General features: G+C 55.5%; 23 protein-coding genes and 1 pseudogene. 9 read left to right on the top strand and 15 right to left on the bottom strand.

Annotated elements, in window-relative coordinates; all coding sequences use genetic code 11:
* Positions 1–271: 271 nt before the first annotated feature.
* Positions 272–1,546 carry a Glu/Leu/Phe/Val dehydrogenase gene (locus OXR04_RS13810; protein ID WP_009092964.1) on the top strand — a complete coding sequence of 425 codons (1,275 nt, stop codon included), beginning with the start codon at positions 272–274 and terminating at the stop codon, positions 1,544–1,546.
* Positions 1,547–1,586: 40 nt separating this feature from the next.
* On the opposite strand, the gene OXR04_RS13805 is transcribed toward OXR04_RS13810, so the two are convergent.
* Positions 1,587–2,756: an ROK family transcriptional regulator gene (locus tag OXR04_RS13805; RefSeq protein ID WP_267370948.1), complete on the bottom strand. Its 1,170-nt coding sequence runs from the start codon at positions 2,754–2,756 to the stop codon at positions 1,587–1,589.
* Positions 2,757–3,049: 293 nt separating this feature from the next.
* Between OXR04_RS13805 and OXR04_RS13800 the strand changes: the two genes are divergently transcribed.
* The 5 genes from OXR04_RS13800 to ugpC are packed head-to-tail and all read left to right on the top strand — an operon-like array spanning position 3,050 to position 8,079.
* A complete protein-coding gene (locus OXR04_RS13800) occupies positions 3,050–4,297 on the top strand; it encodes an extracellular solute-binding protein (RefSeq protein ID WP_267370945.1) in 1,248 nt (415 codons plus the stop codon).
* Between the two features lie 9 nt (positions 4,298–4,306).
* Complete coding sequence (locus OXR04_RS13795) at positions 4,307–5,215, top strand: sugar ABC transporter permease (protein WP_267371313.1); 909 nt, start codon at positions 4,307–4,309, stop codon at positions 5,213–5,215.
* A complete protein-coding gene (locus OXR04_RS13790) occupies positions 5,205–6,044 on the top strand; it encodes a carbohydrate ABC transporter permease (protein ID WP_046102671.1) in 840 nt (279 codons plus the stop codon). The genes OXR04_RS13795 and OXR04_RS13790 overlap by 11 nt, the downstream gene beginning before the upstream one ends.
* A 2-nt stretch (positions 6,045–6,046) precedes the next feature.
* The gene (locus tag OXR04_RS13785) at positions 6,047–6,994 is read left to right on the top strand and encodes a carbohydrate kinase family protein (RefSeq protein WP_111208732.1); all 948 of its coding nucleotides are present in this window, start codon (positions 6,047–6,049) and stop codon (positions 6,992–6,994) included.
* A gap of 2 nt (positions 6,995–6,996) precedes the next feature.
* The gene (gene ugpC, locus OXR04_RS13780) at positions 6,997–8,079 is read left to right on the top strand and encodes a sn-glycerol-3-phosphate ABC transporter ATP-binding protein UgpC (RefSeq protein ID WP_267370941.1); all 1,083 of its coding nucleotides are present in this window, start codon (positions 6,997–6,999) and stop codon (positions 8,077–8,079) included.
* Positions 8,080–8,200: 121 nt separating this feature from the next.
* Here the strand turns inward: ugpC and OXR04_RS13775 are convergent, their stop codons facing one another.
* Complete coding sequence (locus OXR04_RS13775; protein WP_267370938.1) at positions 8,201–10,141, bottom strand: methyl-accepting chemotaxis protein; 1,941 nt, start codon at positions 10,139–10,141, stop codon at positions 8,201–8,203.
* A gap of 520 nt (positions 10,142–10,661) precedes the next feature.
* Here OXR04_RS13775 and OXR04_RS13770 point away from each other — a divergent pair.
* Positions 10,662–11,789 (top strand): Fic family protein, encoded by a 1,128-nt coding sequence (locus OXR04_RS13770; RefSeq protein ID WP_267370935.1) that lies wholly within the window; start codon positions 10,662–10,664, stop codon positions 11,787–11,789.
* A 65-nt stretch (positions 11,790–11,854) separates the two neighbouring features.
* Here OXR04_RS13770 and OXR04_RS13765 read toward each other — a convergent pair whose 3' ends face one another.
* The 4 genes and pseudogenes from OXR04_RS13765 to OXR04_RS13750 all read right to left on the bottom strand — a co-directional run.
* Entirely contained in the window at positions 11,855–13,249 is a 1,395-nt protein-coding gene (locus OXR04_RS13765) for a family 1 glycosylhydrolase (RefSeq protein ID WP_267370932.1), read from the bottom strand.
* A 12-nt stretch (positions 13,250–13,261) separates the two neighbouring features.
* Positions 13,262–15,124: a PTS beta-glucoside transporter subunit IIABC gene (gene bglF, locus OXR04_RS13760; protein ID WP_058958068.1), complete on the bottom strand. Its 1,863-nt coding sequence runs from the start codon at positions 15,122–15,124 to the stop codon at positions 13,262–13,264.
* A 136-nt stretch (positions 15,125–15,260) separates the two neighbouring features.
* Positions 15,261–16,094, bottom strand: a complete 834-nt coding sequence (gene bglG / locus OXR04_RS13755) for a transcriptional antiterminator BglG (RefSeq protein WP_009092953.1) — start codon at positions 16,092–16,094, stop codon at positions 15,261–15,263.
* Positions 16,095–16,256: 162 nt separating this feature from the next.
* Positions 16,257–16,373: pseudogene (locus OXR04_RS13750) on the bottom strand (hypothetical protein); the annotation flags it as partial.
* 413 nt (positions 16,374–16,786) lie between these two features.
* Here OXR04_RS13750 and OXR04_RS13745 point away from each other — a divergent pair.
* Positions 16,787–17,062: a hypothetical protein gene (locus OXR04_RS13745; protein WP_267370928.1), complete on the top strand. Its 276-nt coding sequence runs from the start codon at positions 16,787–16,789 to the stop codon at positions 17,060–17,062.
* 64 nt (positions 17,063–17,126) lie between these two features.
* Here the strand turns inward: OXR04_RS13745 and OXR04_RS13740 are convergent, their stop codons facing one another.
* The 3 genes from OXR04_RS13740 to OXR04_RS13730 form a co-directional block, all read right to left on the bottom strand.
* Positions 17,127–18,752, bottom strand: a complete 1,626-nt coding sequence (locus OXR04_RS13740; RefSeq protein ID WP_267370925.1) for a cholesterol oxidase substrate-binding domain-containing protein — start codon at positions 18,750–18,752, stop codon at positions 17,127–17,129.
* Positions 18,753–18,780: 28 nt separating this feature from the next.
* Positions 18,781–19,041, bottom strand: a complete 261-nt coding sequence (locus OXR04_RS13735) for a phage holin family protein (RefSeq protein WP_267370923.1) — start codon at positions 19,039–19,041, stop codon at positions 18,781–18,783.
* Positions 19,042–20,045: 1,004 nt separating this feature from the next.
* On the bottom strand, positions 20,046–20,372 hold the full coding sequence (locus tag OXR04_RS13730; RefSeq protein WP_046102677.1) for a YebG family protein: 327 nt from the start codon (positions 20,370–20,372) through the stop codon (positions 20,046–20,048).
* A gap of 232 nt (positions 20,373–20,604) precedes the next feature.
* Here OXR04_RS13730 and OXR04_RS13725 point away from each other — a divergent pair, with 232 nt between their 5' ends.
* A complete protein-coding gene (locus tag OXR04_RS13725) occupies positions 20,605–21,567 on the top strand; it encodes a benzoate transporter (protein ID WP_111208740.1) in 963 nt (320 codons plus the stop codon).
* Between the two features lie 102 nt (positions 21,568–21,669).
* On the opposite strand, the gene OXR04_RS13720 is transcribed toward OXR04_RS13725, so the two are convergent.
* The 6 genes from OXR04_RS13720 to OXR04_RS13695 form a co-directional block, all read right to left on the bottom strand.
* A complete protein-coding gene (locus OXR04_RS13720; protein ID WP_267370919.1) occupies positions 21,670–22,053 on the bottom strand; it encodes a hypothetical protein in 384 nt (127 codons plus the stop codon).
* A gap of 57 nt (positions 22,054–22,110) precedes the next feature.
* On the bottom strand, positions 22,111–22,905 hold the full coding sequence (locus OXR04_RS13715) for an SIR2 family protein (RefSeq protein ID WP_009092947.1): 795 nt from the start codon (positions 22,903–22,905) through the stop codon (positions 22,111–22,113).
* Positions 22,902–23,462, bottom strand: a complete 561-nt coding sequence (locus OXR04_RS13710; RefSeq protein ID WP_009092945.1) for a non-canonical purine NTP pyrophosphatase — start codon at positions 23,460–23,462, stop codon at positions 22,902–22,904. The genes OXR04_RS13715 and OXR04_RS13710 overlap by 4 nt, the downstream gene beginning before the upstream one ends.
* A gap of 156 nt (positions 23,463–23,618) precedes the next feature.
* The gene (locus OXR04_RS13705) at positions 23,619–24,527 is read right to left on the bottom strand and encodes an ABC transporter substrate-binding protein (RefSeq protein WP_267370914.1); all 909 of its coding nucleotides are present in this window, start codon (positions 24,525–24,527) and stop codon (positions 23,619–23,621) included.
* The gene (locus tag OXR04_RS13700) at positions 24,524–25,318 is read right to left on the bottom strand and encodes an amino acid ABC transporter ATP-binding protein (RefSeq protein WP_009092943.1); all 795 of its coding nucleotides are present in this window, start codon (positions 25,316–25,318) and stop codon (positions 24,524–24,526) included. The genes OXR04_RS13705 and OXR04_RS13700 overlap by 4 nt, the downstream gene beginning before the upstream one ends.
* Complete coding sequence (locus OXR04_RS13695) at positions 25,302–26,234, bottom strand: amino acid ABC transporter permease (RefSeq protein WP_267370911.1); 933 nt, start codon at positions 26,232–26,234, stop codon at positions 25,302–25,304. Before OXR04_RS13695 ends, OXR04_RS13700 begins: the two co-directional genes overlap by 17 nt.
* Position 26,235 lies beyond the last annotated feature (1 nt).

Raw genomic sequence — 26,235 nt, 5'->3', positions numbered from 1 at the left:
TTTTTGAACGCCTTCAAAGAATTGAAAGATAGCGAGTTTTCTCACGCTATGCACAAAATACGCACTTCGCGCGCATCATTATTCGCCTTGTGCGGGGTGTAATCAGCAAAATATTCACTTTCTCTGCCCCAGAATGGGGCATAACCTGGTTGGGACCGGGCGCCTGCCACATCTTATTTGTTTCAGGAGTGTTAGATTATGACTGCGCAAAACAGTACGCGCGTCATCCACGGCTCCACACAATAAATAACTTCATTAAGAAAGGTTTTTTATGGATAAGTTATCTTATGCGTCTGAAAGCAGCACATCTGCCTGGTCAACCTACCTGCAGCAAATCGACCGGGTGGCGCCCTATCTGGGCGATCTTTCACGTTGGATAGATACTTTACGTCATCCCAAGCGGGCACTGATTGTCGACATTCCCCTGCAGATGGATGATGGCTCAATTCGCCATTTTGAAGGGTATCGCGTTCAGCACAACCTTTCACGCGGTCCCGGCAAAGGGGGCATTCGCTATCATCCGGATGTCGACCTTAACGAAGTCATGGCGCTTTCCGCCTGGATGACCATCAAGTGTGCGGCCGTCAACCTGCCTTACGGTGGCGCAAAAGGGGGCATCCGCGTCGATCCTTTTAAACTTTCTGAGGGAGAGCTGGAGCGTCTGACACGCCGGTATACCAGTGAGATTGGCATCATCATCGGGCCGCAGAAAGATATCCCGGCTCCGGATGTCGGCACCAACGGTAAAGTGATGGCGTGGATGATGGACACCTACTCCATGAACCTCGGCACCACCGTCACCGGCGTCGTCACCGGTAAACCCATTCATCTGGGCGGCTCGCTGGGCCGTGAGAAAGCCACCGGCCGCGGGGTGTTTATCACCGGACGCGAAGTGGCGCGTCGCGCAGACATTGAAATTGAAGGTGCCCGCGTGGCGGTTCAGGGGTTTGGTAATGTCGGCAGTGAAGCGGCCCGACTGTTTGATGAGGCGGGCGCGCGCGTGGTGGTGATTCAGGATCACACGGCCACCCTGTTTAATGCCGACGGTATCGACATGGCAGCCCTGACGGAATGGCAGATTGCGCACAAGCAGATCGCCGGTTTCCCGGGCGCGCAGAGCATTGAGAAAGAGGCGTTCTGGACGACGGAGATGGACATTCTGATCCCGGCGGCGCTGGAAGGTCAGATTACCCGTGAGCGTGCAGAGGTGCTGAGCTGCAAAATCGTGCTGGAAGGCGCGAACGGCCCCACCTACCCTGACGCCGACGACATGCTCGCTTCGCGCGGCATTATCGTAGTGCCGGATGTGGTCTGCAATGCGGGCGGCGTAACCGTCAGCTACTTCGAATGGGTGCAGGACATGGCCAGCTTCTTCTGGAGTGAAGATGAGATTAATCGTCGCTCAGACAAGATCATGACAGAAGCGATGGTTCACGTCTGGGACAAGTCGAAAGAGAAAGCGTGCTCACTGCGCACCGCGGCCTACATCGTTGCGTGTGAGCGTATCCTGATGGCGCGTAAAGATCGCGGCATCTATCCGGGCTGATCCCGGTGGCGCTGTTGTCTGCAACAGCGCCATTTCCTCTCTACTTCATCAGCACCTGAAACTGCGGGTTAAACTCATCGAAGATGGGCAGCGCGGCGGCACCCAGCGCGGCGGTATCGCTGCCGGTCATGCCGGTCTTCAGTCGCATCGCATTCAGATAGCGTCCGCGAACCGACTGATAGAGTGGCGGTAACTGCGCGACCATCTGCTCCAGCAACGGCGCGGGCATCATCCCGCCGATAATCACCGCTTCTGCATCAAACACCGACTCCAGAATATTGATTGCCTGGCGCAGTGGCGTCTTTATGCTTTCAATCCAGGCACTGAAACGCGCAGGATCAATCTGCAGCAGGTCGTCAGGCAGCGCCCGCATCGGATCGAGGCCGCAGAACTCATAGGCAGCCTGTAACGAGACATAACGCTCAAGACAGCCCTGATTGCCGCAATAGCAGTCGCGCCCACCCGGCTCAACCACGATGTGGCCGATCTCCCCCGCGTTATGGGCATGGCCGGTGTAGATGTGGCCATCGGTAAAGATCCCCGCGCCCAGGCCCGTGCCGATATAGAGATAGATAAAGGAGTTAAGCTGACGGGCGATGCCATGAAACCGTTCACCAATGGCGGCCACGGTGGCGTCATTCTCCAGCGTCACCGGCAGGCCACTGATCGCGCCAAGTTCAGCTTCGATATCGACCTGCTCCCAGCCGTTCAGGGTGGTCGGCCCCACCGATGAGATGCCCTCTACGCCAAACGGTCCCGGCATCACCACGCCTATGCCTAACACTTTCTGCCACTGCGCGCCGAGAAAGGCCCGCATCTCCGTCAGCACGTCAGCAATGCACGCCAGGGTGGCAGCAGGCTGGGGCTTCTGCACCAGCAGGAGGCGGCGGAAGTGGACTTCGCCGCTGAGATCGACCAGAACCAGCAGCAGGGTCTGGTGATCGAGGTGAATCCCGATCGACCAGGCACTGGTCGGATTCAGCGTGACCGGAATGGAGGGCTGACCACGCCCGCTGCGGCGTGGCTGGCGGCTGGTCAGCAGTTCAGCCTGCTCCAGCTCTGCCACGATGTTGGAGACGGTCTGCGGCGTCAGCGCCGTCAGCCGTGCCAGTTCGGCACGGGTCAGCTCACCATACAGACGAATCGCTTCAATCACCACACGGCGGTTATGTGCCCGCGCATGTTCAAGGTTGGTGCCCGAGGTTCTCATGTTGTTTTCCCTTACAGCGCGACCTCACAGTATTGGTATGCGGAGGAATGGAGGCAAACAATATCTTTGATCGTGTACGCAATTTCTGCGGTTCAGGATAGGCAAGGCGGCGATAAAAGCGCAGTCTTGGCGCCAGCGTTGTTACGACGTTGTTACTGTTACCGCCCTTTACTGGCACGTCCTTTGCTTAATTCCTGACAGGTCAGCCTGCCCGCTGACCATTACGCCCCTGATTAAATCAATCAAATTGATTTAATTAACCGACAGCCTGTTGCTGCATAGTGGAGAAGACCATGTCACAGCGTTATACCCCCCGACTCAAAGCCGGCTTTGCCGCCTTACTGATGTTAAGCGCAGGCAGCGCCGCGGCGGCCACGCAGATTAATGCCCTGTTTATGACGCAGGCCGCCTACAGCGAAAATGATATCCGCGCCATGACGCAGAACTTTCAGAAAGCGCATCCGGATGTCAGCGTCAATCTGGAGTTTGTTCCCTATGAAGCCCTGCATGACAAGATCGTGGCGGCGCGCGGTGCGGGCGGCAATGGTTATGACGTGGTGCTGTTCGATGCCATCTGGCCGGCAGAATTCAGCCGGTTCGATCTGCTGCAGGATGTCTCATCACGCATTACCCCCGACGAAAAAGAGAAGGTTTTCCCGGGTGCGATGAACACGGTGATCTTCAAAGGCAAAACGCTCGGCATGCCGTGGATCCTCGACACCAAGTACCTCTATTACAACAAAGCGATGCTGGCGAAAGCGGGCATTACGACGCTGCCAGAGACCTGGCAGCAGGTGCTGGATGACGCGAAAATCATTAAAGAGAAAAAGATCGTCAACTATCCGCTCGTCTGGAGCTGGTCTCAGGCGGAAGCGCTGGTGTGTGATTACACCACGCTGGTTTCCGGCTTTGGCGGCCAGTTTTATCAGAACGGTAAGCTCAGCTTCTCCAGCCCGGCCTCTCTGAAGGCGCTGGCGCTGATGAAAAGCTCACTCGATCAGGGGCTGAGCAATCCGGCGTCGCGTGAATATCTGGAAGAGGATGTGCGTAAATCGTTCTCCAATGGCGATGCGGCGTTCGCGCTGAACTGGACCTACATGTACAACATGGCCAACGATCCAAAGCAGAGCAAAGTGGCGGGTGAGGTGGGCATCATGCCTGCGCCGGGGGATGCACCGGGCAAAGTGGGTGCGGTCAACGGCTCAATGGGGCTGGGTATCACCAAAGGCAGCAGCCATGCGGATGAAGCGTGGCAGTACATCCGCTATATGACCTCTCAGCCGGTGCAGAATGAGTATGCGAAACTCAGCCTGCCGATCTGGAAATCGTCCTATCAGGATGAGGCGGTGAAAAAAGGTCAGGAGAGTCTGATCGCCGCGGCGGATAAATCGCTTAACGTGATGCTGTCACGTCCTGAGACGGCCGACTACTCGCGCCTGTCGAACCAGCTCCAGCAGCAGTTGCAGCAGGTGTTACTGGGCAAAACGTCGGCCCAGGATGCGATGGCGACGGTCGATAAAAGCGCCGCCCGGCTGCGTTAAGGAGTGATGATGCTGAGTCTGCGTCAACGCGAACAGCGTCAGGCATGGGTGCTGCTGGCACCCATGCTGCTGGTGATGCTGCTGCTGACCGCCTGGCCCCTGGTGCGCACAATCTGGCTCAGCTTTACCGATGCTGCGCTGATTGGCAGCGGGGAAACGCCAGGCTGGGTCGGGCTGGAAAACTACCTCTATGCGCTGAGCGATCCCGATTTCCGGACTTCGATCTGGCGTACCCTCTATTTCACCGTGGTTTCTGTGGTCTGTGAAGGGATCATCGGCGTGCTGGTGGCGCTGCTGCTGAATCAGCGATTCCACGGACGCAACGTGCTGCGGGTGCTGGCGATCCTGCCGTGGGCGCTGCCTACGATTGTCAACGCCATGATGTGGCGTCTGAACTTCAACCCCGACTACGGCAGCATCAACGCCCTGCTCACCCAGCTGGGCATTATTGACGGCTATCGCAGCTGGCTGGGGTCGCCGGATGCCGCGCTGAATGCGGTGATGTTTGCAGACATCTGGAAAAACTATCCGCTGGTGACCCTGCTGGTGCTGGCTGCGCTGCAGTCGATCCCCGACGATCTGTTTGAGGCGGCGCGACTGGATGGAGCCTCCGCCTGGCGTCGTTTCCGGGCGATCACCTTCCCGGCGATTGTCGCGCCGCTGGGCGTGGCGCTGGTGTTGCGCACCATCGATGCCTTTAAAATTTTTGACATCATCTATGTGATGACGCGCGGCGGGCCGGTGGACAGCACCAAAACCCTGAGCTTCTTCGTCTATCAGGAGTCGTTCAGCTACCTGCGTGCGGGCAGCGGCGCTGCCTACGCGATCCTGATGACCCTGATGTGCGCCCTGCTGATCACGCTCTATCTGCTGATGTTATGGCATCAGCGCCGCCGGAGTTCCGCCTATGAAAACTAAACTGCGCCAGGGGCTGCGTTACGGGGCTGCGCTGCTGGTCGCCCTCAGCATTCTCGCCCCGATGGGCTGGCTGTTTCTGATGAGCGTCAGTTCCGCCAGCGATCTCTCACGGGTGCCGTTAGAATGGCTGCCGCGCCAGTGGGATTTCAGCCGCTATCAGGGGCTGATTTCACTGGCACCTGGCCAGCCGGGCGCGATTTTCCTGCATGCGCTGGGAAACAGTCTGCTGGTCGCGTCGGTCGCCACGGCAATCTCCCTGCTGCTGGCGATCCCGGCGGCGTTCAGCTTCTCGCGCTACAGCGGTCGCGATGCCTGGCTTTCCGGCGCCCTGGCGATCTATATGGTGCCGCCCGTGGCCTTTGTACTGCCGCTCTACTTTTTGCTGCAACAGCTGGGTCTGCTCAACACCCGTCCCGGTCTGGTGATGGTCTACTGCTCGCTGATCCTGCCGTTTCTGACCTGGATGCTGAAGAATCAGTTCGACGCCCTGCCCCGTGATATTGAACAGGCAGCCCGGCTGGATGGCCTGCGCTTCTGGCAGGTTCTGCTGCGCATCACGCTGCCGCTGGCAAAACCGGTGCTGGGTGCCGCTGCCCTGTTTGGCTGGCTGCTCGCCTGGGATGAGTTTTTTTACGCGCTGCTGTTCACCAGCAATCTGTCGGCCCAGACCCTGCCGGTCGCCATCGCCGGTTTTACCGCCGGACGGGCGACAGATGACGGGCTGATCGCCGCCATTGGCATTCTGGCATCGGTACCGCCTCTGTTTATCGCCATCTGGCTGCAGAAAACGCTGGTCAGTGGTCTCACCAGCGGGGGAAGTAAGGGATAACTATGAACCATTCCACTGTCGCCACCCTCTATGTGGTGGGCAATATCAACGTCGATTTAATCATGAGTACGCTCAGTGACTGGCCGCAGCGCGGCACCGAAGTGATGCTGCAGCACAGTGAGCTTCGTCCCGGCGGCTCGGCCGGAAACTGCGCGCTGGCGCTGGAGGCGATGCAGGTGCCGCATCGCGCTATCGCCAACCAGGGTAATGATGGTCTGAGTCACTGGCTGGCCAGCCATTTTCCGCACAGCGCGAAGCAGTGGCCGCGCTACGCCTGCGAGACGTCACTGACGGTGGGCGTCACTCACCCCGATAACGAACGCTCCTTTCTCAGCAACTACGGGCACATTACCCTGCTGACCGTCGACGATGTGCTGGCTCAGCTGCCGCCGCAGGCCGTCCCGGGTGACATCGTGCTGTTGTGCGGCACCTTTCTCTGCCTGGAACTTTATGCACACTATCCCGCGCTGCTGGCCACCTTACAGCAGCGTGGTTTTTGTGTGGCGGTGGACACCGGCTGGCCGCCAGCGGGCTGGAGCGATGCCCTTCGCTTACAGATTGCGGCATGGTTAGCGGACTGCGACTGGCTGCTGCTGAATGAGGTGGAGGCGCTGGGTCTGGCGGGCGCAGAGCTGCTGGAGCAGAGCGGCAAACAGCTGTCAGCCCGGCTCAGCGGCCGCGGCGGATGTGTGATCAAGTGCGGCGCGGAGGGCGCACGCCTCTGGTCTGCCGCCTCTGTGCAATTTGCCGCCGCACAACCGGTGACGGTGGTCGACACCATCGGTGCGGGGGACAGTTTCAATGCCGGTTTTCTCACGGCCCTGCTCTATCAGCACTCCTCTCATACCGCCCTGCGCTGGGGCATTGACGTGGCGTCACAGGCAATCAGTAGCTCACCGCGCCGCTATCCCAGCTGGCAACAACTCCAACTTTCAAATGAGGTGCGCTGACCATGGCCAGTGTTGAACTTGTACAGGTGGCTAAACGCTACGGTAAACAGAGCGTACTGCAGCCGCTGGATTTAACTATTCCTGACGGCACTTTTACCGTGCTGGTCGGTCCCTCCGGCTGCGGTAAATCCACCCTGCTGCGGCTGCTTGCCGGTCTGGATAGCGTCTCTGACGGCGACATCCTGCTCGACAAAAAGCGCATCAACGATCTCGACCCCGCCGACCGGGATATCGCGATGGTGTTTCAGAGCTACGCGCTCTATCCGCACCTGACCGTCGCTGAGAACCTGGCGTTTCATATGCAGGTGAAAAAGGTGAAGCGCGAGGAGCAGAAGAGCAAAATCGCCCGCATTGCGGGCATTCTCGGCATCGATCAGCTGTTGCAGCGCTATCCCCGGGCTTTATCGGGCGGACAGCGGCAGCGCGTGGCGATGGGCCGGGCGATGGTGCGCAACCCGCAGGTATTTTTGTTCGATGAGCCGCTCTCAAACCTGGATGCGCAGTTGCGGATGGAGCTGCGCGCCGAAATCAAATCGCTTCATCAGCGTTTTAAAACCACCATGGTTTATGTCACCCACGATCAGGTCGAAGCGATGACGCTGGCCGATCAGATCGTGGTGATGAAGGATGGCGTTATCGTGCAGCAGGGTGCGCCGCTGGCGATTTATGATCGCCCTGTTAACACATTCGTGGCGCGGTTTATCGGCTCACCGCCGATGAATCTGCTGGATGCCCGCTTTGAAGTACGGGACGCCGTGCCAGGCGTCTGCTGTGGTGAGCAGTGGCTGCGGCTCCCTTCCCGCTGGCACCGTGCCGCACAGCAGCAGGCGGGTCAGCCAGTCACGCTGGGCGTGCGCCCTCACGATCTGATCACCGATGTCAGCGGGCAACCGGCGACGGTGAATATCGTTGAGATTACGGGAGAGTCGACGCTGTTACATCTGACGTGGCAGGGATTTTTGCTGCATATGCAGCTGAGCGGCCGCAGTGATGCCGTGCCGGGTGGCACGCTGCCGGTAACAGTTAATCCGGACAAGATGCACCTGTTTGATGCCGTCAGCGGTGAGCGCCTGACAGAGGCGTAATGAATCTGCATCAGACAGCCCACACAGAGGGCTAACCCGCCAGGGGTGGCGGGTGTTGCGACTTTGCGGAAGAGGTCTGCGCCATCGCCCTGTCCGGCAGCGACGGCGTTGTCAGTGCGTTTTATGCCAGGTGAAACTGCTCCACCGTCTGCGCCAGCTGCTGCGCCTGATCCTCCAGTGAACTGGCGGCGGCGGACATCTGCTGCACCAGCGCGGCGTTCTGCTGGGTGGTGCCATCCATCTCGTTGACGGCAATCGTGACCTGACTGATGCCACGCGCCTGTTCGTCAGAGGCAGTGACAATCTCACCGATAATCCCCTGCACCGAGTTCACCGCCTGCATCATCTCCTGCATGGTCTTACCGGCATCGTTCACCAGCCGGACGCCGCTTTCGACCCGCACGCTTGACTCTTCGATCAGCGCGCCAATCTCTTTCACAGCGTTGGCACTGCGCTGGGCCAGATTACGCACCTCACTGGCGACCACGGCGAACCCGCGTCCCTGTTCACCAGCACGCGCCGCTTCTACTGCCGCATTTAGCGCCAGAATATTGGTCTGGAAAGCGATGCTGTTGATCATCGTGGTGATATCGCCAATTTTTTTCGAGCTGTCATCGATCTGCGCCATGGTCTGCACGACCTCACCGACCAGCGTGGCACCGCGGCTGGCGATGTGCGTCGCGTTTTCGGTCAGGCTGGTCGCCTGCTGCGCGTTGTCGGCGTTCAGACGAATCGTGGCGCTAATCTGCTCCATGCTGGCGGCGGTCTGCTCCAGCGCAGCAGCCTGCTCCTCGGTGCGCGACGCCAGGTTGAGGTTGCCGCTGGCAATCTCCCCCGCCCCCTGACGCACCGACTCACTGGCATCTTTAATCTGTCCGACAATCTGTCGCAGCTGGGTCTGCATGGTCTCAAGGGCAAAGAACAGGCTGCTGCGATCGCCCTTCTGCACGGCAATCGCGTTATCCAGTTTGCCATCGGCTACCGCCAGCGCGATCTGAGCCGCTTCAACCGGCTCGCCGCCAATCGGACGCAGCACCTTACGGCTGAACAGCATACCCAGCACCGTACCGACCAGCAGAATGCTCACCACCATCAGGATCACCGCCCACATCAGCTGGCGGTTGGCGGCGGCCATCACCTGGCTGACCGGCGCGACCACGCCCAGATACCAGGGCTTATCGCTGTTGCCGATCACGACCGGCTGCCAGGTGACCAGCGCCTCTTCACCCAGTACCCCATCAAAATGCTGCACCACCTTCGAGGTAAAGTTATCGGTTTGGCCTTTCCAGGGTTTTCCGGCCTCCTCTTTAACCGGCGATGAGACCACATTGCCGCCATTGGAGAGCAGCAGCGCATAGCCGGTGCCCTGCCAGGGTTTAATCTGGTTCACTTTCGCTTGCAGCGAGGACAGCGAAATATCTGACGTGACGACCGCCTTCAGCGTGCCCTGATCCATAATCACCGCAGCCACCGAAGTGAGTAATGTCGGCACGCCGTTATAGGCGTAGCTATAGGGTTCGGTAAGCGTATCTTTTTGAGACTTTTGCGGGATGAGATAGTAGTCGCCCTGTCCCGGCGTGAGGTAAGAAAGCAGAGGATGCATGGCGTAATGGCCTGAGGCATCGCGGTCAACAAACCAGGCATAGCGGCCCTGTGGCGCCTGACCCTGCTGGGTGGCGAACTCCGCATCGCGGCCATCGAACGCATTCTGTTCGAATATCACTGACATCGACAGATACTCAGGATTGGCGCGCAGCGCATATTCCATCACTTTGTCCGCTGCCTTGCGATCGGTAATGCCTGCATGCGGTAAAGCGATCAGACTTTGTCCAAGATGACTGGCCACATCGCGCGCATGTGTCAGCTCCTGCTGCACCTGCAGACCCCGGCTCTGGGCAATCTGCTGCAGATACTTCTCTGCCAGCGCTTTCTGCTCTTTACCGGACTGCCAGCTGAGGACACCGATGGTGACGGTAAAGCCCAGCGTGATGGTTAAACCGCCCATGAGCAGCATCTGCGCACGGGTACTCATTTTTCTCTTTTTTAGTAACGAACTGGACATAATTTTTTCCCCTGGAAATGATCCTGCTCTTTACCTCCTTGTGGTTATAGTGCTCCTGAGATCATCTATCGGCGGCGTTTTTTTGAACTTTACCCTGCGCTCTGCCTGCGGCACGCAGAACGCCGCCTGATTATTTCGGGGAAATTGATCGCTAAGGGATTATGTCGTGAATGATGAACGGGATTTTTTTGATCTGCGACAATACAGCCGCTCTCCACAACTGTCAGTTTATGTAAAACATTGCTGCAGACCCTTATCACTGTGGAGAGAAATCAATGATTGGTAAATTCGGTTTAACAGGTGGGTTAATTATCTGGCTGGCTTATGTTGCCTGGATTGTACATTACTACTCAGACACCTTTATTCAGTTCTCCCGCTAAACAGACAGGGCCTTCGGGCCCTTTTTTCTGTCTTCAGGTTCGCCAGCGTATTCTGTGAGCCGATTGTTTGTTATTATCGCCTCATTCTGTGAGCCGAATAAGGTGCGTGATTCGGCTCATTTCCTGACCCTGAGCTGACGATGAACACCCACTGGATCTGGCAACAGGCCGACTGGCCCCACTTTCACTGGCAGGATGCTGTGCTGTTACCGCGCCTGCGCCATCTGCAGCAGCAGCGCGGCCTGCTGCTGGGCCGCGCCAGTCTGAACCCCGACAGCGAAAGTCAGACGCTGGATACCCTGCTCAGTAATATCCTCTCCTCATCGGCCATTGAAGAGGAGCGGGTTAACGTGCAGTCGGTCCGCTCGTCGCTGGCGCGACGGCTGGGCGTCACGGAAGAGCAGCCCTGGCCGGTCTCTGACCGCTCAGAAGGCCTGGCGGCGATGATGCTGGACGCGATTAACAACCGCAGCCAGCCGCTGACGATGGAGCGACTGTATCAGTGGCATCACTGGCTGTTTCCGGCAGATGAATGGACGGTGCAGCGTCTGAGCGTCGGGATGTTGCGTGGCAGCGAGCCGATGCAGGTGGTCTTAGGGCGTATCGACCGGCCTACCGTCCATTTTGAAGCCCCGCCGCGTGACGGACTGGAGCCGCAGCTGGCGCAGTTTATTGCGTGGTTTAACCAGAGCCAGCAGGACGTCATGCTCGACCCGTTGCTGCGGGCCGCGATCTGTCACCTCTGGTTTGTGACCCTGCATCCCTTTGATGACGGCAACGGCCGCATCACGCGGGCACTTACCGACCTGGCACTGGCGCAGGCCGACAGTCAGAGTATCCGTCTCTACGCCATGTCTCCCGCCATTCTGGCGCACCGTGCGGACTATTACCGCATTCTGGAACAGACGCAAAAAGGCGACACCGACATCACCCGCTGGCTGGTGTGGTTTCTGGATATCCTTGATGAGAGCCTGCAACAGGCGATGAGCGTGATTGACCGCACGCAGATCAAGGCGCGATTCTGGCTGCGCTATCAGGGAACGGGACTGAGTCAGGAGCAGGTTAAAGTGCTGAACCGGCTGCTGGATGGCGGCGAACAGGGATTTGCACAGGGGATCAGCGCCAGTCAGTATCAGAAGGTGGCAAAAGTCAGTAAAGCGACTGCAACCCGACATCTGGCGGATCTGGTCGAAAAAGGGTGCCTTTACCGGCTGGAAGGCGGCGGCAGGAGCACCCGCTATCAGGTAAATACCGGCGAGACACCCTGACTCAGCCGGTTTTGCACGGAGGAAAAAGAGACCGCAGGCAGCGCGATGCCGCTTTCCCGCGGCGATCACCCTTTTAGCGATCCTCCACGGGTGGCGATGACCTCTTTATACCAGTAGAAGCTTTTCTTGCGGCTGCGCGCCAGTGAACCCTCACCGTTGTCGTCGCGATCGACGTAGATAAATCCGTAGCGTTTAGAGAGTTCGGCTTTCGATGCGCTGACCAGATCGATCGGGCCCCAGCTGGTATAGCCCATGACCTCCACGCCATCTTCAATCGCCTCACGGACCTGCACCAGATGATCGTTGAGGTAGCTGATGCGGTAGTCATCCTGCACGACCCCGGCGGCATCGGGTTTATCTTTCGCGCCAAGCCCATTCTCAACGATAAACAGCGGCTTCTGATAGCGATCCCACAGCAGATTGAGCAGCGTGCGCAAGCCGATCGGATCAATCTGCCAGCCCCATTCAGATGCGGGCAGATGGGGGTTCGGCACCATACTCAGGATATTGCCCCGCAGCTGCTGATTCAGCGCGTCATCGGCGGTGACGCAGCCGGTCATGTAGTAGCTGAAAGAGATGAAATCGACGGTCGATTTTAGCGCTTCACGGTCGGCGTCGGTGATCTCAAGGGCAATATGGTTGTCGCGGAAGAAGCGCAACATGTAGCCCGGATAAGCGCCACGGCACTGAACGTCGCCAAAGAATTGCCATGTCCGGTTCTCCTGCAGCGCTTCCAGAACATCTTCAGGTTTGCAGCTCAATGGATAGACCAGCCCACCCAGCAGCATGTTGCCGATTTGGGCGTCAGGGATAATTTCATTGCAGGCTTTTACCGCCAGCGCGCTGGCGACCAGCTGATGGTGAATCGCCTGATACACCTCACCTTTGCTGGCGGTTTCCGGCAGACCCACCCCGGTCAGAGGGGCATGCAGCGACATGTTAATCTCATTAAAGGTCAGCCAGAGTCTGACCTTATGCCGGTAACGGGTAAATACCGTGCGGGCGTAGTGACTGAAGAAATCAATTACCCGCCGATTGCCCCAGCCCCCATACTGCGTCACCAGTCCCCAGGGCATCTCATAGTGTGACAGTGTCACAAGTGGCGTGATGTTGTGCGCGGCCAGCTCGTCAAATAGCCGGTCATAATAAGCCAGACCCGCCTCTTCAGGCTGCTGCTCATCACCCTGCGGAAAGATGCGTGTCCACGCAATTGAGACCCGCAGGCAGCTGAAGCCCATCTCGGCAAACAGGCGGATATCCTCCGGATAGCGGTGGTAAAAATCAATCGCCACATCCTTAAGGCTGTGACTGCCTGGGCCCCGCTCGCAAACCGGACCAAAAATCCCCTGCGGCTGAAGGTCGGAGGTCGAAAGGCCTTTACCCGCCTCACGCCAGGCCCCTTCCACCTGATTTGCGGCAACGGCGCCGCCCCATAAAAATGAATCCGGGAAAGTTTTCATGCTGTTCTCCTGTTATTGATGGCTGAGGCTGAGTAACGGTTGTCCGGCCGTCACGGTGCTGGCTGCAGCCGTGATGACATCAGCGTAGTCATCGCTGTTACTGATAATGATGGGAGTGGTCAGGTCATAGCCGGCAGCAAGGATCGCCTGACGATCAAATTCCAGCAGCAGATCGCCCGGTTGAATTTTGTCGCCTGCGCTGACGTGTGCGATAAACGGCTTGCCGTCGAGCTTCACCGTATCGATGCCGACGTGGATCAACAGCTCGACGCCGCTATCACTTAGCAGGCCGATGGCGTGCCGGGTCTGAAACAGCGAGGCGACCTCACCGGCAAACGGCGCGATGACTTTGTTATCAAGCGGAATGATGGCGACACCGCGTCCCAGCAGGCCACTGGCGAACGTGGCGTCCGGCACCTGATCGAGCGCCAGCACGGTGCCAGACAGCGGGGAAAGGATCGCGTTTTCGTCTGAGGAGAGGGGTGTCGCCGCCACAGGGGCGGCGGCTTTGGGCATACCGGCAAGCAGGGTCATGCCACAGCTCAGAACCAGCGCCAGCACTGTTCCGGCAATCCCGCCCCATAAGGTGGCATCGACCCCGCCGGGCGGGATCATCTGAGCAATCGTGAAGACGTTGGCAAAGCCAAAGGAGTAAACGTGTGTGTGGCTGAAGCCGACAATCGCCCCGCCGATAGCACCCGCCACGCAGCCAAAAATAAAGGGACGACGCAGCGGCAGATTGACGCCATACACAGCCGGTTCGGTAATTCCAAAAATCCCTGCCGTCACGGACGAGCCAGCCAGCACCTTCTGCCGGGCATCACGGCTGCGCAGGAAAATCCCCAGCGCGGCACCAACCTGACCCATGACGGCGGGCAACAGCATCGGCAGCATTGAGTCGTGCCCCAGCACCGCCAGGTTGTTGATCATGAGAGGCACCAGCCCCCAGTGCAGACCAAAGATCACACAGACCTGCCACAGCGCACCCATGGCGGCGCCAGCCAGCCAGGGGGCCAGCGCATAAATCCACTGGTAGCCGTTGGCCAGCATCATGCTCAGCCAGGTGGCCACGGGGCCAATCACCAGAAAAGTGAGCGGCACGGTAACGCCCAGGCAGATCAGGGGCGTAAAAAAGTTCTTCATTGAGGCAGGAAGCCGCCTGTTGCTCTGTTTTTCCAGCCAGCAGCTCACCCACGCGGCAAGAATCACCGGAATGACCGACGCACTGTAGTTGAACCAGGTGACAGGGATACCCAGAAACGCGTCCGCCATTGCGCCGGTCTGCTGGCTGGCATTAAAGGCGGCGATCATGGTCGGATGGGTGAGTGCCCCGCCGATCACCATGGTGATGAAGGGATTGCCACCAAACTTCTTACCGGCGGTGTAACCCAGCACCAGCGGGAAAAAGAAGAACAGCGCATCACTGGCAGCAAACCAGATTTTATAGGTGCCGCTCTCAACGGAAAGCCAGCCGCAGACCACAGCCAGGGCCAGCAGGCCTTTAAGAATGCCCGAAGCGGCCAGAATGCCGATAAAAGGGGTGAAAATACCTGAAATAATGTCGATAAGCCGGCTGAAGAGATTCCCGCCACTGTCGTTTTCATCCGTTGCGACAGGAGCGTCATCGCGCAGTCCCGCTTCAGCGCGAACCGCCTGCCAGACCGCATGCACATGGTTGCCGATGACGACCTGGAACTGCCCGCCGCTTTCAACCACCATAATCACACCCGGGTTTTTCTTCAGTGCCTCCGCATCCGCCTTCTGACTCTCTTTCAGTCTGAAACGAAGCCGGGTGGCGCAATGCTCCAGGCTGACGATGTTCGCTTTACCACCCACATGGCTGAGGATCTCCTGCGCCAGTTTCTGATATTCCATCTCTCTTTCCTTACAAGCGATGTCCGCAGACATCCGTTGAGGGAGCCAAAAATAAAAAAACCTGAGAACGACCTCTTTTCAGAGGCCGCGCTCAGGTTTTGCCTGCACGACGCAGTAACAATCCAGGTTCAGGGGGTTAACGCCCCTCTTTTCTCACCCGTTCGATATGAATGGCGAGGAACATCATCTCTTCCGCTGTCAGATCGCGCTGATAGCTTTGCTGCAGATGCTGCGCGATCTTCACCGCGCATTTCCACGCTTTGGGATAGTTCTCTTTGACCGCGGTATGGAGTGACACATCATCGTCATCAACGACGGTTCGTGTCAGCATCCGCTGGGCAAAAAACTTCAGATGGGTGACGAACCGCTGGTAACTCAGCGATGACTCGTCGTAGTCCAGCTGCAGCTGATACTTCACCAGTTGCAGGACGTCCTGCATCACCCGCGTCACATCCATCACTTCCGGCATTTCGTTGTTGAGCTGAGCCGTTACCAGATGAAGCGCGATAAATCCGGCTTCATCTTCAGGCAGTTCCACATTCAGACGACGGGCGATGATGGCGCGGGCTTCCTGACCCAGCTCAAACTCCCGGGGATAGAGTCGCCTGATATCCCAGAGCAGCACGTTTTTTATCGCCAGCCCCTTCTTCTGCCGCTCGATGGCAAAGAAACAGTGATCCGTTAATGTGATGTAGAGACTCTCCTGCAGTTTCCCTAATCGCTGTGCTGCCAGGTTGATAATCCGGTCGCAGGTCGTCATGACCTCAGCAGGGATCTGGTTCAGTAACTCCTCAAGACGGCGCACCAGAAGATCGCTTTGCAGCGCGAATACCTTCTCAATCTGCGCGGTATCAAGACTGTCCCCGACACGCTTCTGAAAAGCCAGTCCGCGGCCCATCACGACCTGCTCACGTCCCTGTTCGTCCTGAACCACCACCACATTGTTATTAAGCACTTTGGCGATTTTCATCCAGACCCCAAAAACAAAAAACCTGACCTCCGGCTGATGCCAGAAATCAGGTTTTGCCTGCCTGAGCAGTAACAATCCACCAGGCGCACTCTACCATTTTTAAGGCGGACCTCAATCTGCCTCGGTGAAAAGCGTGACGGCGATCCTGCTCCACAGGGAAATTTAAAATGTCACCACGGTTTTAGGTTCCGTCACCCAGGCATCCTGAGTGCGGGCGATACCCGCCGGGTGATGCCAGTACTGAATGCCGGGCTGCAGTTCCAGCCAGCTGAAGGGACGAGCAAGGCAAAAAAAACCTGAGCGCCTCACAGTGGTAAAAACCGTGAGACGCTCAGGTTTTTCCTGTTAACCAGTAATAACCCTTTGCAGATGATGGGGCCACACTGATATCGAACGCGGGCAGTGAAAAGCCGGGGAGTTTCTGTTTCAGAAAAAGTGTGAGCGAATTAACATGCCACCGATACTGAGATCGCGACGGCACAATAAAAAACCGGAAATAGACATCCTGAATAATGACAAATAATTTAAACGACTCCTTCCGGATATCAGGCTGGAGAAGATTCATTATTTTCTCATGAAAAGAGGTTGGCTTCCGGATTATTGACAGCCTGTCTGGCTTATGCAACCATCAATTGAAGGCAGAATTATTTTGTAATAGATTTGCCATTTATTATTGTTATAAGGAAATTTCAATGCGTGAACTTACTCTAACCGAAGTAAACTCAGTCTCAGGTGGCAACGTTGGTGAAATTATTGTTGGTGGTGTAAAGCTGATTAACGACTTATTCAATACCCCCCTGCTCTCTTTTCCAGGGAGACTTTTGGATGCCATCGGCTTAGGAAGCATTCATCACGCCCTTGACTCGATTGGCTTTGCTATATTTACAACGATTGCTTCATTAGGCAGTGCGCTGGGTGGCGATGCCAGTCAGATTAACTACCATTTCAATGAGGAATGGGGTGATTAAAAATAAGCTATCCGGATATGAAGCCACCGTTTAGGTGGCTTCATTCATAGCGACCGAATGATGACTACAGGGTCGCTTTAAAAAGCCTCATGGTTAAAGGTGAAGAGTAGAGGTAGTGAGGGTCATACTTATCGAGCGTCGCTTTTGCAAAACGCCAGTCATACCCATCGGTGATACCCTGAGTTAAGTTATCAGGAATAAGGGTGTCGATAACCGTCTCATTATCCCAGGCATCTTTTTCTGAATATCCCCAGCCTTTGCTCCACTCAACGCGTACCGTTGCATAATCGCCAGAATAGTGATTGAACACCCACTCTTCCAACTCTCTGAAAAACTTCAGTGAGTCAGGAGTACCAGGCATTGTCAGATTATCCAGCCAGATTGCAACATCCCATTCAGGGTGAGCATCAACAGGCCGGGCTGCGGAGAGTGCAGGAGGAACAGCACCAGCAATATCGGTATCAGCTGGATTATCTAAACCGGTCACACGAATTTCAATCGGACCATTCATGGGATAAGCGTTAGATTTTTTGTAGATATCCACCATGCTCTCATATTTCGCCTTAAATTCACTGAGTACCTTTTGAATGTTCTCTCTGCGGGTGATGATGACATAGCCGTTAGCCGTCACCCGAAGCGTGTCTGGCTTGATATACATCAAGACATCTTTGCTCCACCCCCACAGGTCGCTACTGATTGTCGCACCAAGTCCGATATTGACCAGATTGAACATCAGGTTTCCTAATGAAGGTGTGAGTTCCGGAAAGCCATTGTTAATCTTCCTGACCAAATCGGAAACCTGAACAGGAATATTATCCGAAAAAGGATAGTTAAAGGGAGAATGGACGGGTTTAGATATCCTGTTGTAGGCTGGAGACTCTGTCCAGATTTTTAACCATGGTGTGGTAGTAAACGGAAACCAGATGATCTCAGCACGCCCGCATTTATCCAGATAGGAGGTATAGGTTCTGATACCTTCACCCTCCTGACCAAATAATTCGACGGCGGGAACATTGACAAAACTTTGGCAGCGTAAACGCTTGTTGCGCGGCACCTGAAGTTTAACTTCATAAATAAATGCTCTCCCGACATGCACCATAAAGGCTGATATCTCCGGGTTGGTTCTTTCGAACGTTTTCAACACGTACTGCTTAAGCTTGTCATCCCACACAATGGCTTTGAGTTCGACAATGTTATTGCTGACGGTTCCCCAACTCCCCCCTGCGGAGCGTTCTTCATTGACAGAGGCGATGCCGGTCCCATGTCCTCCTATTGCGAGGACACCGCCAAGCGTCAGATCGCCTGGTGCAGGCATGCTGTAAAAGCCTAGTTTCTTTTTCTCAAGCAGAGTAACAAGAGCTTCCATCTGAATGCCGGTCTGAGCCGTGATATAGCCGTAATCACCATGTTTAACTATCGTTGCAGCATTAAGATGTTTCATCATGTCAACCAGGACAACATCACTGTTGTCAGCATTATTATCAATAGTCAATCTTGACCAGTTATGCTGAATACCTACCGGGCGAACTTTGAATTTATTATCAACAGCCCAGTTAATGACATCGAGTAATTCAGCACTGGTCTTAGGTGAACATGAGAGAATATTTTTCCCGGATGTCTCTTTTGACCAGTTTAAAAAATCAGTGCGGAACGTTTTTAACGGGAATGCAGTTGCAATCTGGTTGCTCATAGAATGTCCTTATTTATACTCTTCAGATTTAACGGTAAACACATCCACCACAGAAAAATGAGACAGACCCACTTATGACAATGGCTTCATACAGATTTAATCCATAATTAACACATATAATACCTCCAAGAAGTCCCCAGAAAATTGAGATGGTCAGCGCAGATAAAAGTGTTTGTATCGTTGGCGCTGCTTTTCCTGCGTAAGCACTTAACAGATATCTTGTTACGCCCCCGAAAAAGGATATCAGCAAGAAGATCACCAGCCAGATTGTTTCAGGTTCATTTCTCATATATCTCCCCTGACATGTTAACGCCTCCTGTCGTACCTGGAGTGGATATAGTGATAATGAAGATCAGCGCAATGCTCAAATAAAAAACAGAGTGCGACGTGTAAATTTTCTGAACCAGGTCATTTTCTTTTGTAAAAAGAAGTAGAGCTTTTCATTACAGGTGATAAAAACGAGGCTTTTGGGTATAAAAAACTGAACGCCTTTGCTTTTTGAGTAAGTCAGATTCAAAAGTGGGTCTATTATCTGAACTTTTTTTCTCAACAGATAGAAAAGTTGAGAGATATTATTGGCAGAGATGGATTTATATCTTGCTTCCCATACCTGTAAAATTAAATCGGCAACATCAATCTCTCTTGCCTTCCTGCTTTTGATCATAAAAATAAAAAGTGTGAATTCGTTCCTGCTCAGGGAAATTACCTTTCCTTTACAAAACAGGCTTCTGGTTTTTTTATTCACAAGTATAATCAAAATCGAACCTCCTCTCCGTTTTTATGATTTCTATACATAACAGGCGGTAGATGTTAATTAAAAAAAAGTCCAATATGATAATTTTTTTGGAAAGCGCGTTTTTAACGTACAGGTTCATAAAAGAATTAAAAAATTCAGTAGCATCTTCCTGGTCAATGACTGGGAAAGGGTTTTCACATTTTCTTTCCGGACTTAAGCAGGATTTACCCTGTTTCAGGATGCCTTATTTACTGCCAGGAGAGATTGATAGAGGCGGAACAGGCATGCTGACCCTGTCTGAGCACTACTGTCATCACTGATGGGTCGCACAGAATGGCAGAGGGAGAGTGCGGGCAAAGAATTTTGATGAGCTTATATTTTTCAGAAAAGAATTTTAATGTGCATTACCCCCCGCCTGTTCTGTCAGAATCAGAGCGCTCAGGAATAACGATGAACGATGGGGCTCGTTTAATGAGCTAATACGGATGAGACGGGAAGAGAATCTTAAGTCAGAAACAGCAACGCCGGAAGGTTCGCTTCCGGCGTTGAAGTGAAGATCAGGCCGCTTTTACTGCGCGCACTTTCTTAGCCGCAGGCTCATCAGCCTGGTTGTCAGCATCGTCTGAGCGGGAAGCGTGGGTCGTCGCCTCCGGCAGTTTGCTGGTGCGAAGGATATGCTGTACCGACTCTTTCTGCTCAGCAATCAGCAGGCCCAGCGTTTCCGCCTGTGCTTCGTCCATCGCGGGCTGATGCTGTAACAGCCAGTCGGTGAAGGCTTCGGCCATATCGAGCATTTTGTCGTAGGCATCGGCCTCTTTCTTATTGGCAAACGTCATCTTCTCTTCACCCTTTCTGACTACTACAAATTTTGTTTCAACAGCCATCTTTTCGCCCTCAGGTACTGTGTATACATACAGTATATCATGCTCAATTTGCTTTGCCAGCAGAGAATGGAGTTTAACGGAGACGTGCAATTGAACCTTATCATCGCGCAGGCTTTTCTCCGATCAGGACGTTAATCCGGCGATGGGGTCAGATTCCCCTGTCTGACGCAGCTTCAGGCGGGGGGCAGAAAGATTCTGTCAGGAGGGTGGCAGTAAAAACGCTGGAAAGTGTATGGAAAGCGTAAAACAGCAGGTACAATCCGCAAAAAATAAAATTGATGATGATGGCAAAAGGATTAGTTCGCCAATGATTTACGATTGTTTCCTGTACTACGATGAAGATATGCTTCTTGAGCTGCGTTTAAATACACTTTATGAGCATGTTGACCGCTTTGTCATCGTTGAATCTCTCTATACTTTCACGGGCAAGCGACGAGAAAAACTTAATTTCAATATTGACCGGTTCGCCGCGTTTCGCGAAAAGATCATCTATGTGATAAATGATTCCGTTCCCACGATTTATCAACATGAATTCCTGTCCGGCAGTTCTGTGGTGAAAGCCGGGGAATCCGATCCGTGGGAAAATGAAACCATTGCGCGTAACAGCATTATGCATGGTCTGCGCCATGCTCAGGACGACGATATCATCATCATTTCCGACGTTGATGAAATTCCTCACCCTGCTGCCCTCACGCAGTTCAGTCGCCGTCATCTGTGCACGACGCTGTATCAGAACTTTTTTAACTATAAATTTAATGTTCAGGTACTCAACGATGATGGCTCGGCGCGCTTATGTCGCCTGCCGAAAATGACGACGATGAAAAACCTTAAGGGCTTTTTTCAGGGACAGCCAGAGTTGTTACGCAACGTGAAGCGTAAAGGCACCCCAATACGGGATAGTTGGTGGCGCTGGAGACTTCTTAAGATGCGCACCCGGATTGTCATGAACGCGGGCTGGCATTTTTCCTGGGTAATGACCGATGCACGCATCAGCGAGAAGATGGAGACAATTTCCCATACAGAAAATAATCTTCCAGAGTTCAATAATCCGGATCACATCCGGCGCTGTGTTGATAAAAATATAGATATCTGGAACCGGCCAAGGAAGATGGTCATCCGGCCTATTGATTATGAATATATGCCGGCCTGGCTGGTAGATAATCAGGAAAAATTCGAAGAGTTTATAAAACGATAAGACCTTTAACCTGACAGCCCGCTCTGAGCGGGCTGTTTTATCGCAACAACCAGCCAAAGGTGGCCGTTTCCAATGGCCTGAATCGTCGCGATGCTCAGTACACTACTCTGACGCGAACTCAACGCTGAGTTTGCCGCAATCCAGCATGCCGTACTGCTTTCTGCCCGTAATGCGTTCTGCATAAAAAGGAACCAGCCATTGCTCAGCCGGGCCGCTTATCTCTGCGTCAATGAACCGTATGCCCTTCTGGCGGGCGACTTCGGCTGCTTCATGCCAGTTTTGCCAGTCGTTGGGTTGTCTCAGCCAGGCGCTCAGCACGATCTGTTTTGCCTGCTCAATCGTGTAATGTTTGCACGCAGCAAGATTTTCCTCACTGTAGTGCTGGTCACCCGTTTTCAGATAGATCAGCGCTCCTGTCCCTGTCAGGGCAAGCAGAACAAGCCCCATAAAACCGATCACTGTACCCTTCACAACACTTCTGATCATAACGCCACGCATTGATTCATTTTTAAGCAGCCACTCTCTGAGCAGGCGATACGGGCATTACACCAGCAACTCTTCCAGGAACTGTGCCAGCGCTTTACGCGGATCATCCTCTTCCGAGACGATCACTTCGATCCCCCACTGCCCCAGCACCTCTTTTGCCACCGGGTTGTTGCGGTTGGTAAACAGGTACGATTTTGGCCGGGCCGTTGCCAGCCCGGTGCGGCCCCACATTTTCGTCAGGCGGTAAAAGAGCAGGCGAATGTTGAAGTCACTGATGCTGTAACCGACAAACAGGACCGAATTGCCCATCACGTCGTGGGTGAGTTTGATGTCGAGCGGCGAGTCGAAATAGAGACGCTCAAAATAGCTGCTTTCATCCAGCACAATAGAGGTATCGTCGTCGAAATCGCCGTGAAGTTTGATGATGTGTCGCTTCTCTTCGGTCAGCGACACCAGATCGGCGGCGTTGGCCACTTTATAATAGGGAACCCCATGCGCGTCGTGCGCCGCCTCCAGCCAGCGATCGTAGTTAGTGGTGTAGATACGCGAGAAATTACCCTGCGTAATCATGGTGTGAATTTCAGAAGAGCGGACATCAATATCGGGCCGGTGCCATTCGCGATCCATCCAGCTGCGCAGCGGACCCAGCGAGCCTTTTTTCTGTTTGTAATACTCCGCCAGCGACAGGTGCGTGCCGTAAGTATTAAAGATTTTTGGATCGTAGCCCAGTTCATGCGCGAGGTGCGCAATCAGCTCATGCCACTCCGGCAGGCCGAAATTGCGTGAGATACCGGCACCGGCAAACAGGATCAGTTTGCCGGAATCATAGGCGCGTTTGAGTTCAGGTTTCATGCCACTCCCCGGGCGGTTTTCAAAAAGGTGGCGAAGCGATCCAGCGCGATACGCCGCATGGAGATCTCATTCTTGAGTTCACCCATTTCGGCAAAGGTCTGCTCATAGCCTTCGGGAATAAAGACGCAGTCCCACTGAAAGCCGCGCGTGCCGGCGGGTTTTGCCGCGATGGTGCCGCGTAGCTCGCCTGAAAACTGATACATCTTGCGGCCGTCACAGTAACCCAGCACCGTTTTGGCCGTGACGGCCTGGCTGTCGAGTCCCTGCACCAGCGCCGTAAAGCGCTCAGCGTCGAGGCGATTCCAGAAGATGCGGGTCAGACCCGCGGGTAACCCATTCAGGCCATCCAGATAGAGGCCGGTATGCTCAACAAACAGCGGCCGCCCGATCAGCGCGAAAGCTTTGGTCAGCTTGTCACGCACCAGGTCAAGCTCGTTTTCTGTCTGTATTTCTTCGATGCGACGGGCGATAGGCAGTACTTCGACCCCGACAGGTTCGAGTATCTTGCGCACCTCCGCCAGCTTTTGCTCATTGGCAGAAAGGAATCTGATTTTCATGGGCTTCCAGGGCTGAAACTCCGCCACACAACAGAATTTTTTATGAGTTTGAGGGGGCAGGATAAAACAGTCACGCCGGAGAGTGTAGTGCAATTATCGGGTTATCAGCATGCCGTGCACCAGACCGGTTAGCGCAGTGCAACCGGTCTGGCGATGTCAGTAAACGATACCTGGCGGGTTTATCAGGGAGTGGTCGACGGCCTCATCCTGTTCACCCCAGCGGGCCAGTACCTGCTGATACTGGCCGCCCGCGATGGTGCCATCCAGCGCAGTCTGGAGTGCCGGGGCCAGGCCATTGCCCTTTTTGGTGGTGACGGCGACCCAGGCACGAAACGGCCCGTTGCCCACCAGTCGGGTCTGGCCGCGCGAGGCGGCTTTCCAGGCGGCCATGGAGTGCGGGCCAAACAGGGCGTCGGCCCGTCCCGACAGCAGCGTCAGCGTCGCAGAGGCATCATCGGTCAGATAGATTGGCGTCACGGCAGGCAGGCCTTTCGCCCGGTTCTGTGCATCCCAGCTCAGCAGGATCCGCTCCTGATTGGTGCCCGACGACACGATAATGCGCTTCCCGGCAATGTCAGCAGGGGCACCGATCTGTCTGATCGGACTCTCCTTTTTCACCGCGAAAGCGTGGTTGTCGGCACGATAGGTGGCAAAGTCGAACTTCTTCTTACGCTCTTCGGTGACGGCGATATTAAACATCGCCACATCATAGCGCCCGGCGCTGATCCCCAGCGGCCAGTCCTCCCATGAGGCCGGCACCAGCTTCAGCTTTAACCCCAGACTGTCAGCCAGCAGCCTGGCGATGTCGGGATCGCTGCCGATGCGGGTCACGTTGTCAGAGGCCAGCAGCGCCAGCGGCGGCGAGTTTGTGGCTGAGGTCGCCACGGTCAGGGTGCCCGGCTCGATAAAGTGATAGTTCGCCGGAATTTTAGCGATCGCCAGCGGATTAGCCGGAGCATGGATGGGCGTTTCGTTGCGGCGGATGTCGGGCTTTTCCGGGGCGGCCATGGAGAGCGCCGGGATCAGCCCCGCGAATGCCAGCGCCAGAGGCGTCAGGCGCCTCATAAGACGCGCGCCAGGAAGCGACGGGTGCGCTCGTGACGCGGATTGCTGAGCACCTGCTGGGTCGTGCCCTGCTCCACAATCCGGCCATCCACCATAAAGACCACATGGTCAGCCACTTCGCGGGCAAACCCGATCTCGTGCGTCACAATGACCAGCGTGGTGCCGGAGCGCGCCAGCTTCTTGATCACATCGAGCACTTCGCCGACCAGTTCCGGGTCCAGCGCCGAGGTGGGTTCATCGAACAGCATCACCCTGGGATTGAGCATCAGCGCCCGCGCGATAGCGATGCGCTGCTGCTGCCCGCCTGACAGGTGGCGCGGCCACGCATCGGCTTTGTGGCGCAGGCCGACAATGTCCAGCAGTTCACCGGCCCGCTGAATCGCCGCCTGCCGGGAGAGCTGGCGATGCGCAATCGGTGCTTCAATCAGGTTATCCAGCACGCTCAGGTGCGGGAACAGGTTAAAGTTCTGGAAGACGTAGCCGACGTTTATGCGCTGCCGCAGAATCGCCTGCTCCTTCAGCTCATAGAGCTTGTTGCCGCGCTGCTGATAGCCGATATAGTCGCCATCAATCTGGATAAAGCCTTCATCGACCCGCTCCAGATGATTGATGGTGCGCAGCAGGGTGGATTTACCGGAGCCGGAGGGGCCGAGGATCACCGTGACCGAGCCAGGCGGCAGGGAGAGCGAGACATTATCCAGCGCTTTATGTTTGCCAAAACGTTTACTGACGCCGGTGATGCTGATGGCCCCGCTGGTGTGAGAAAGGCGATAATCAATGGCTTCGGACATGGCTGATCTCCTCGGTCGGTTGAAGTGGCGAGACGCGGTTGCGCCATTGACGCCAGCGAGAGGGTTGCGGTTCACGCGTTACGCTGCGGGCCATCCAGCGTTCTGCGTTGTACTGAATGACGGAGAGCACGGTGGTGATAATCAGATACCACGCGGCACCCACCATCAGCAGCGGGATGACCTCCTGATTGCGGTTATAGATCATCTGAATGGTGTAAAAGAGCTCCGGCATGGCCAGCACATAAACCATCGCCGTGCCTTTCGCCAGGCTGATGATTTCGTTGAACGTGGTCGGAATAATGGTGCGCAGCGCCTGCGGCAGAATGATGCGGAAGGTGCGGCGCGTGGCAGAGAGGCCGAGCGCAGAAGCCGCCTCCACCTGCCCCTGATCGACACCGAGAATGCCGCCGCGAATGATCTCCGCGCTGTAGGCCGCCTGCACCAGTGTCAGGCCGATGACCGCGGCCGGAAACTGTCCCAGCACATTGATGGTCTGAAACGCGCCCCACGACAGGCCGGTAAACGGAATCCCTATCGAGAGCGTTTCATAGAGATAGGAGAAGTTATAAAGAATAATCAGCACGACGATCAGCGGCAGTGAACGAAACAGCCAGATGTAGCCCCATGCCAGCGTGCTCAGCAGCCAGGAGGAGGAGAGGCGCGCCAGAGCCAGCAGACCGCCAGCCAGCAGGCTGAAGATCGTCCCCAGCAGGGTGAGCAGCAGCGTCTGTCCCAGACCGTGCAGGATCACCGGATCAAAGAACCAGCGTGCAAACACCCCCCACTCCCAGCGCGGATTAAAGGCCACCGACTGCACGACGCCTGCCAAAATAAACAGCGCAACGATCGCGCCAGCGGTGCGTGCCGGATAACGGGCCGGCACCACCTGTAACTGTTGATGCTGAGGTTTATTCATC

Source organism: Pantoea sp. GM_Pan_3, from assembly GCF_026541045.1.
GTDB lineage: Bacteria > Pseudomonadota > Gammaproteobacteria > Enterobacterales > Enterobacteriaceae > Pantoea > Pantoea anthophila.
Note: the sequence above shows the minus strand (reverse complement) of the source record. Positions and strands in the feature narration are given on the sequence as shown.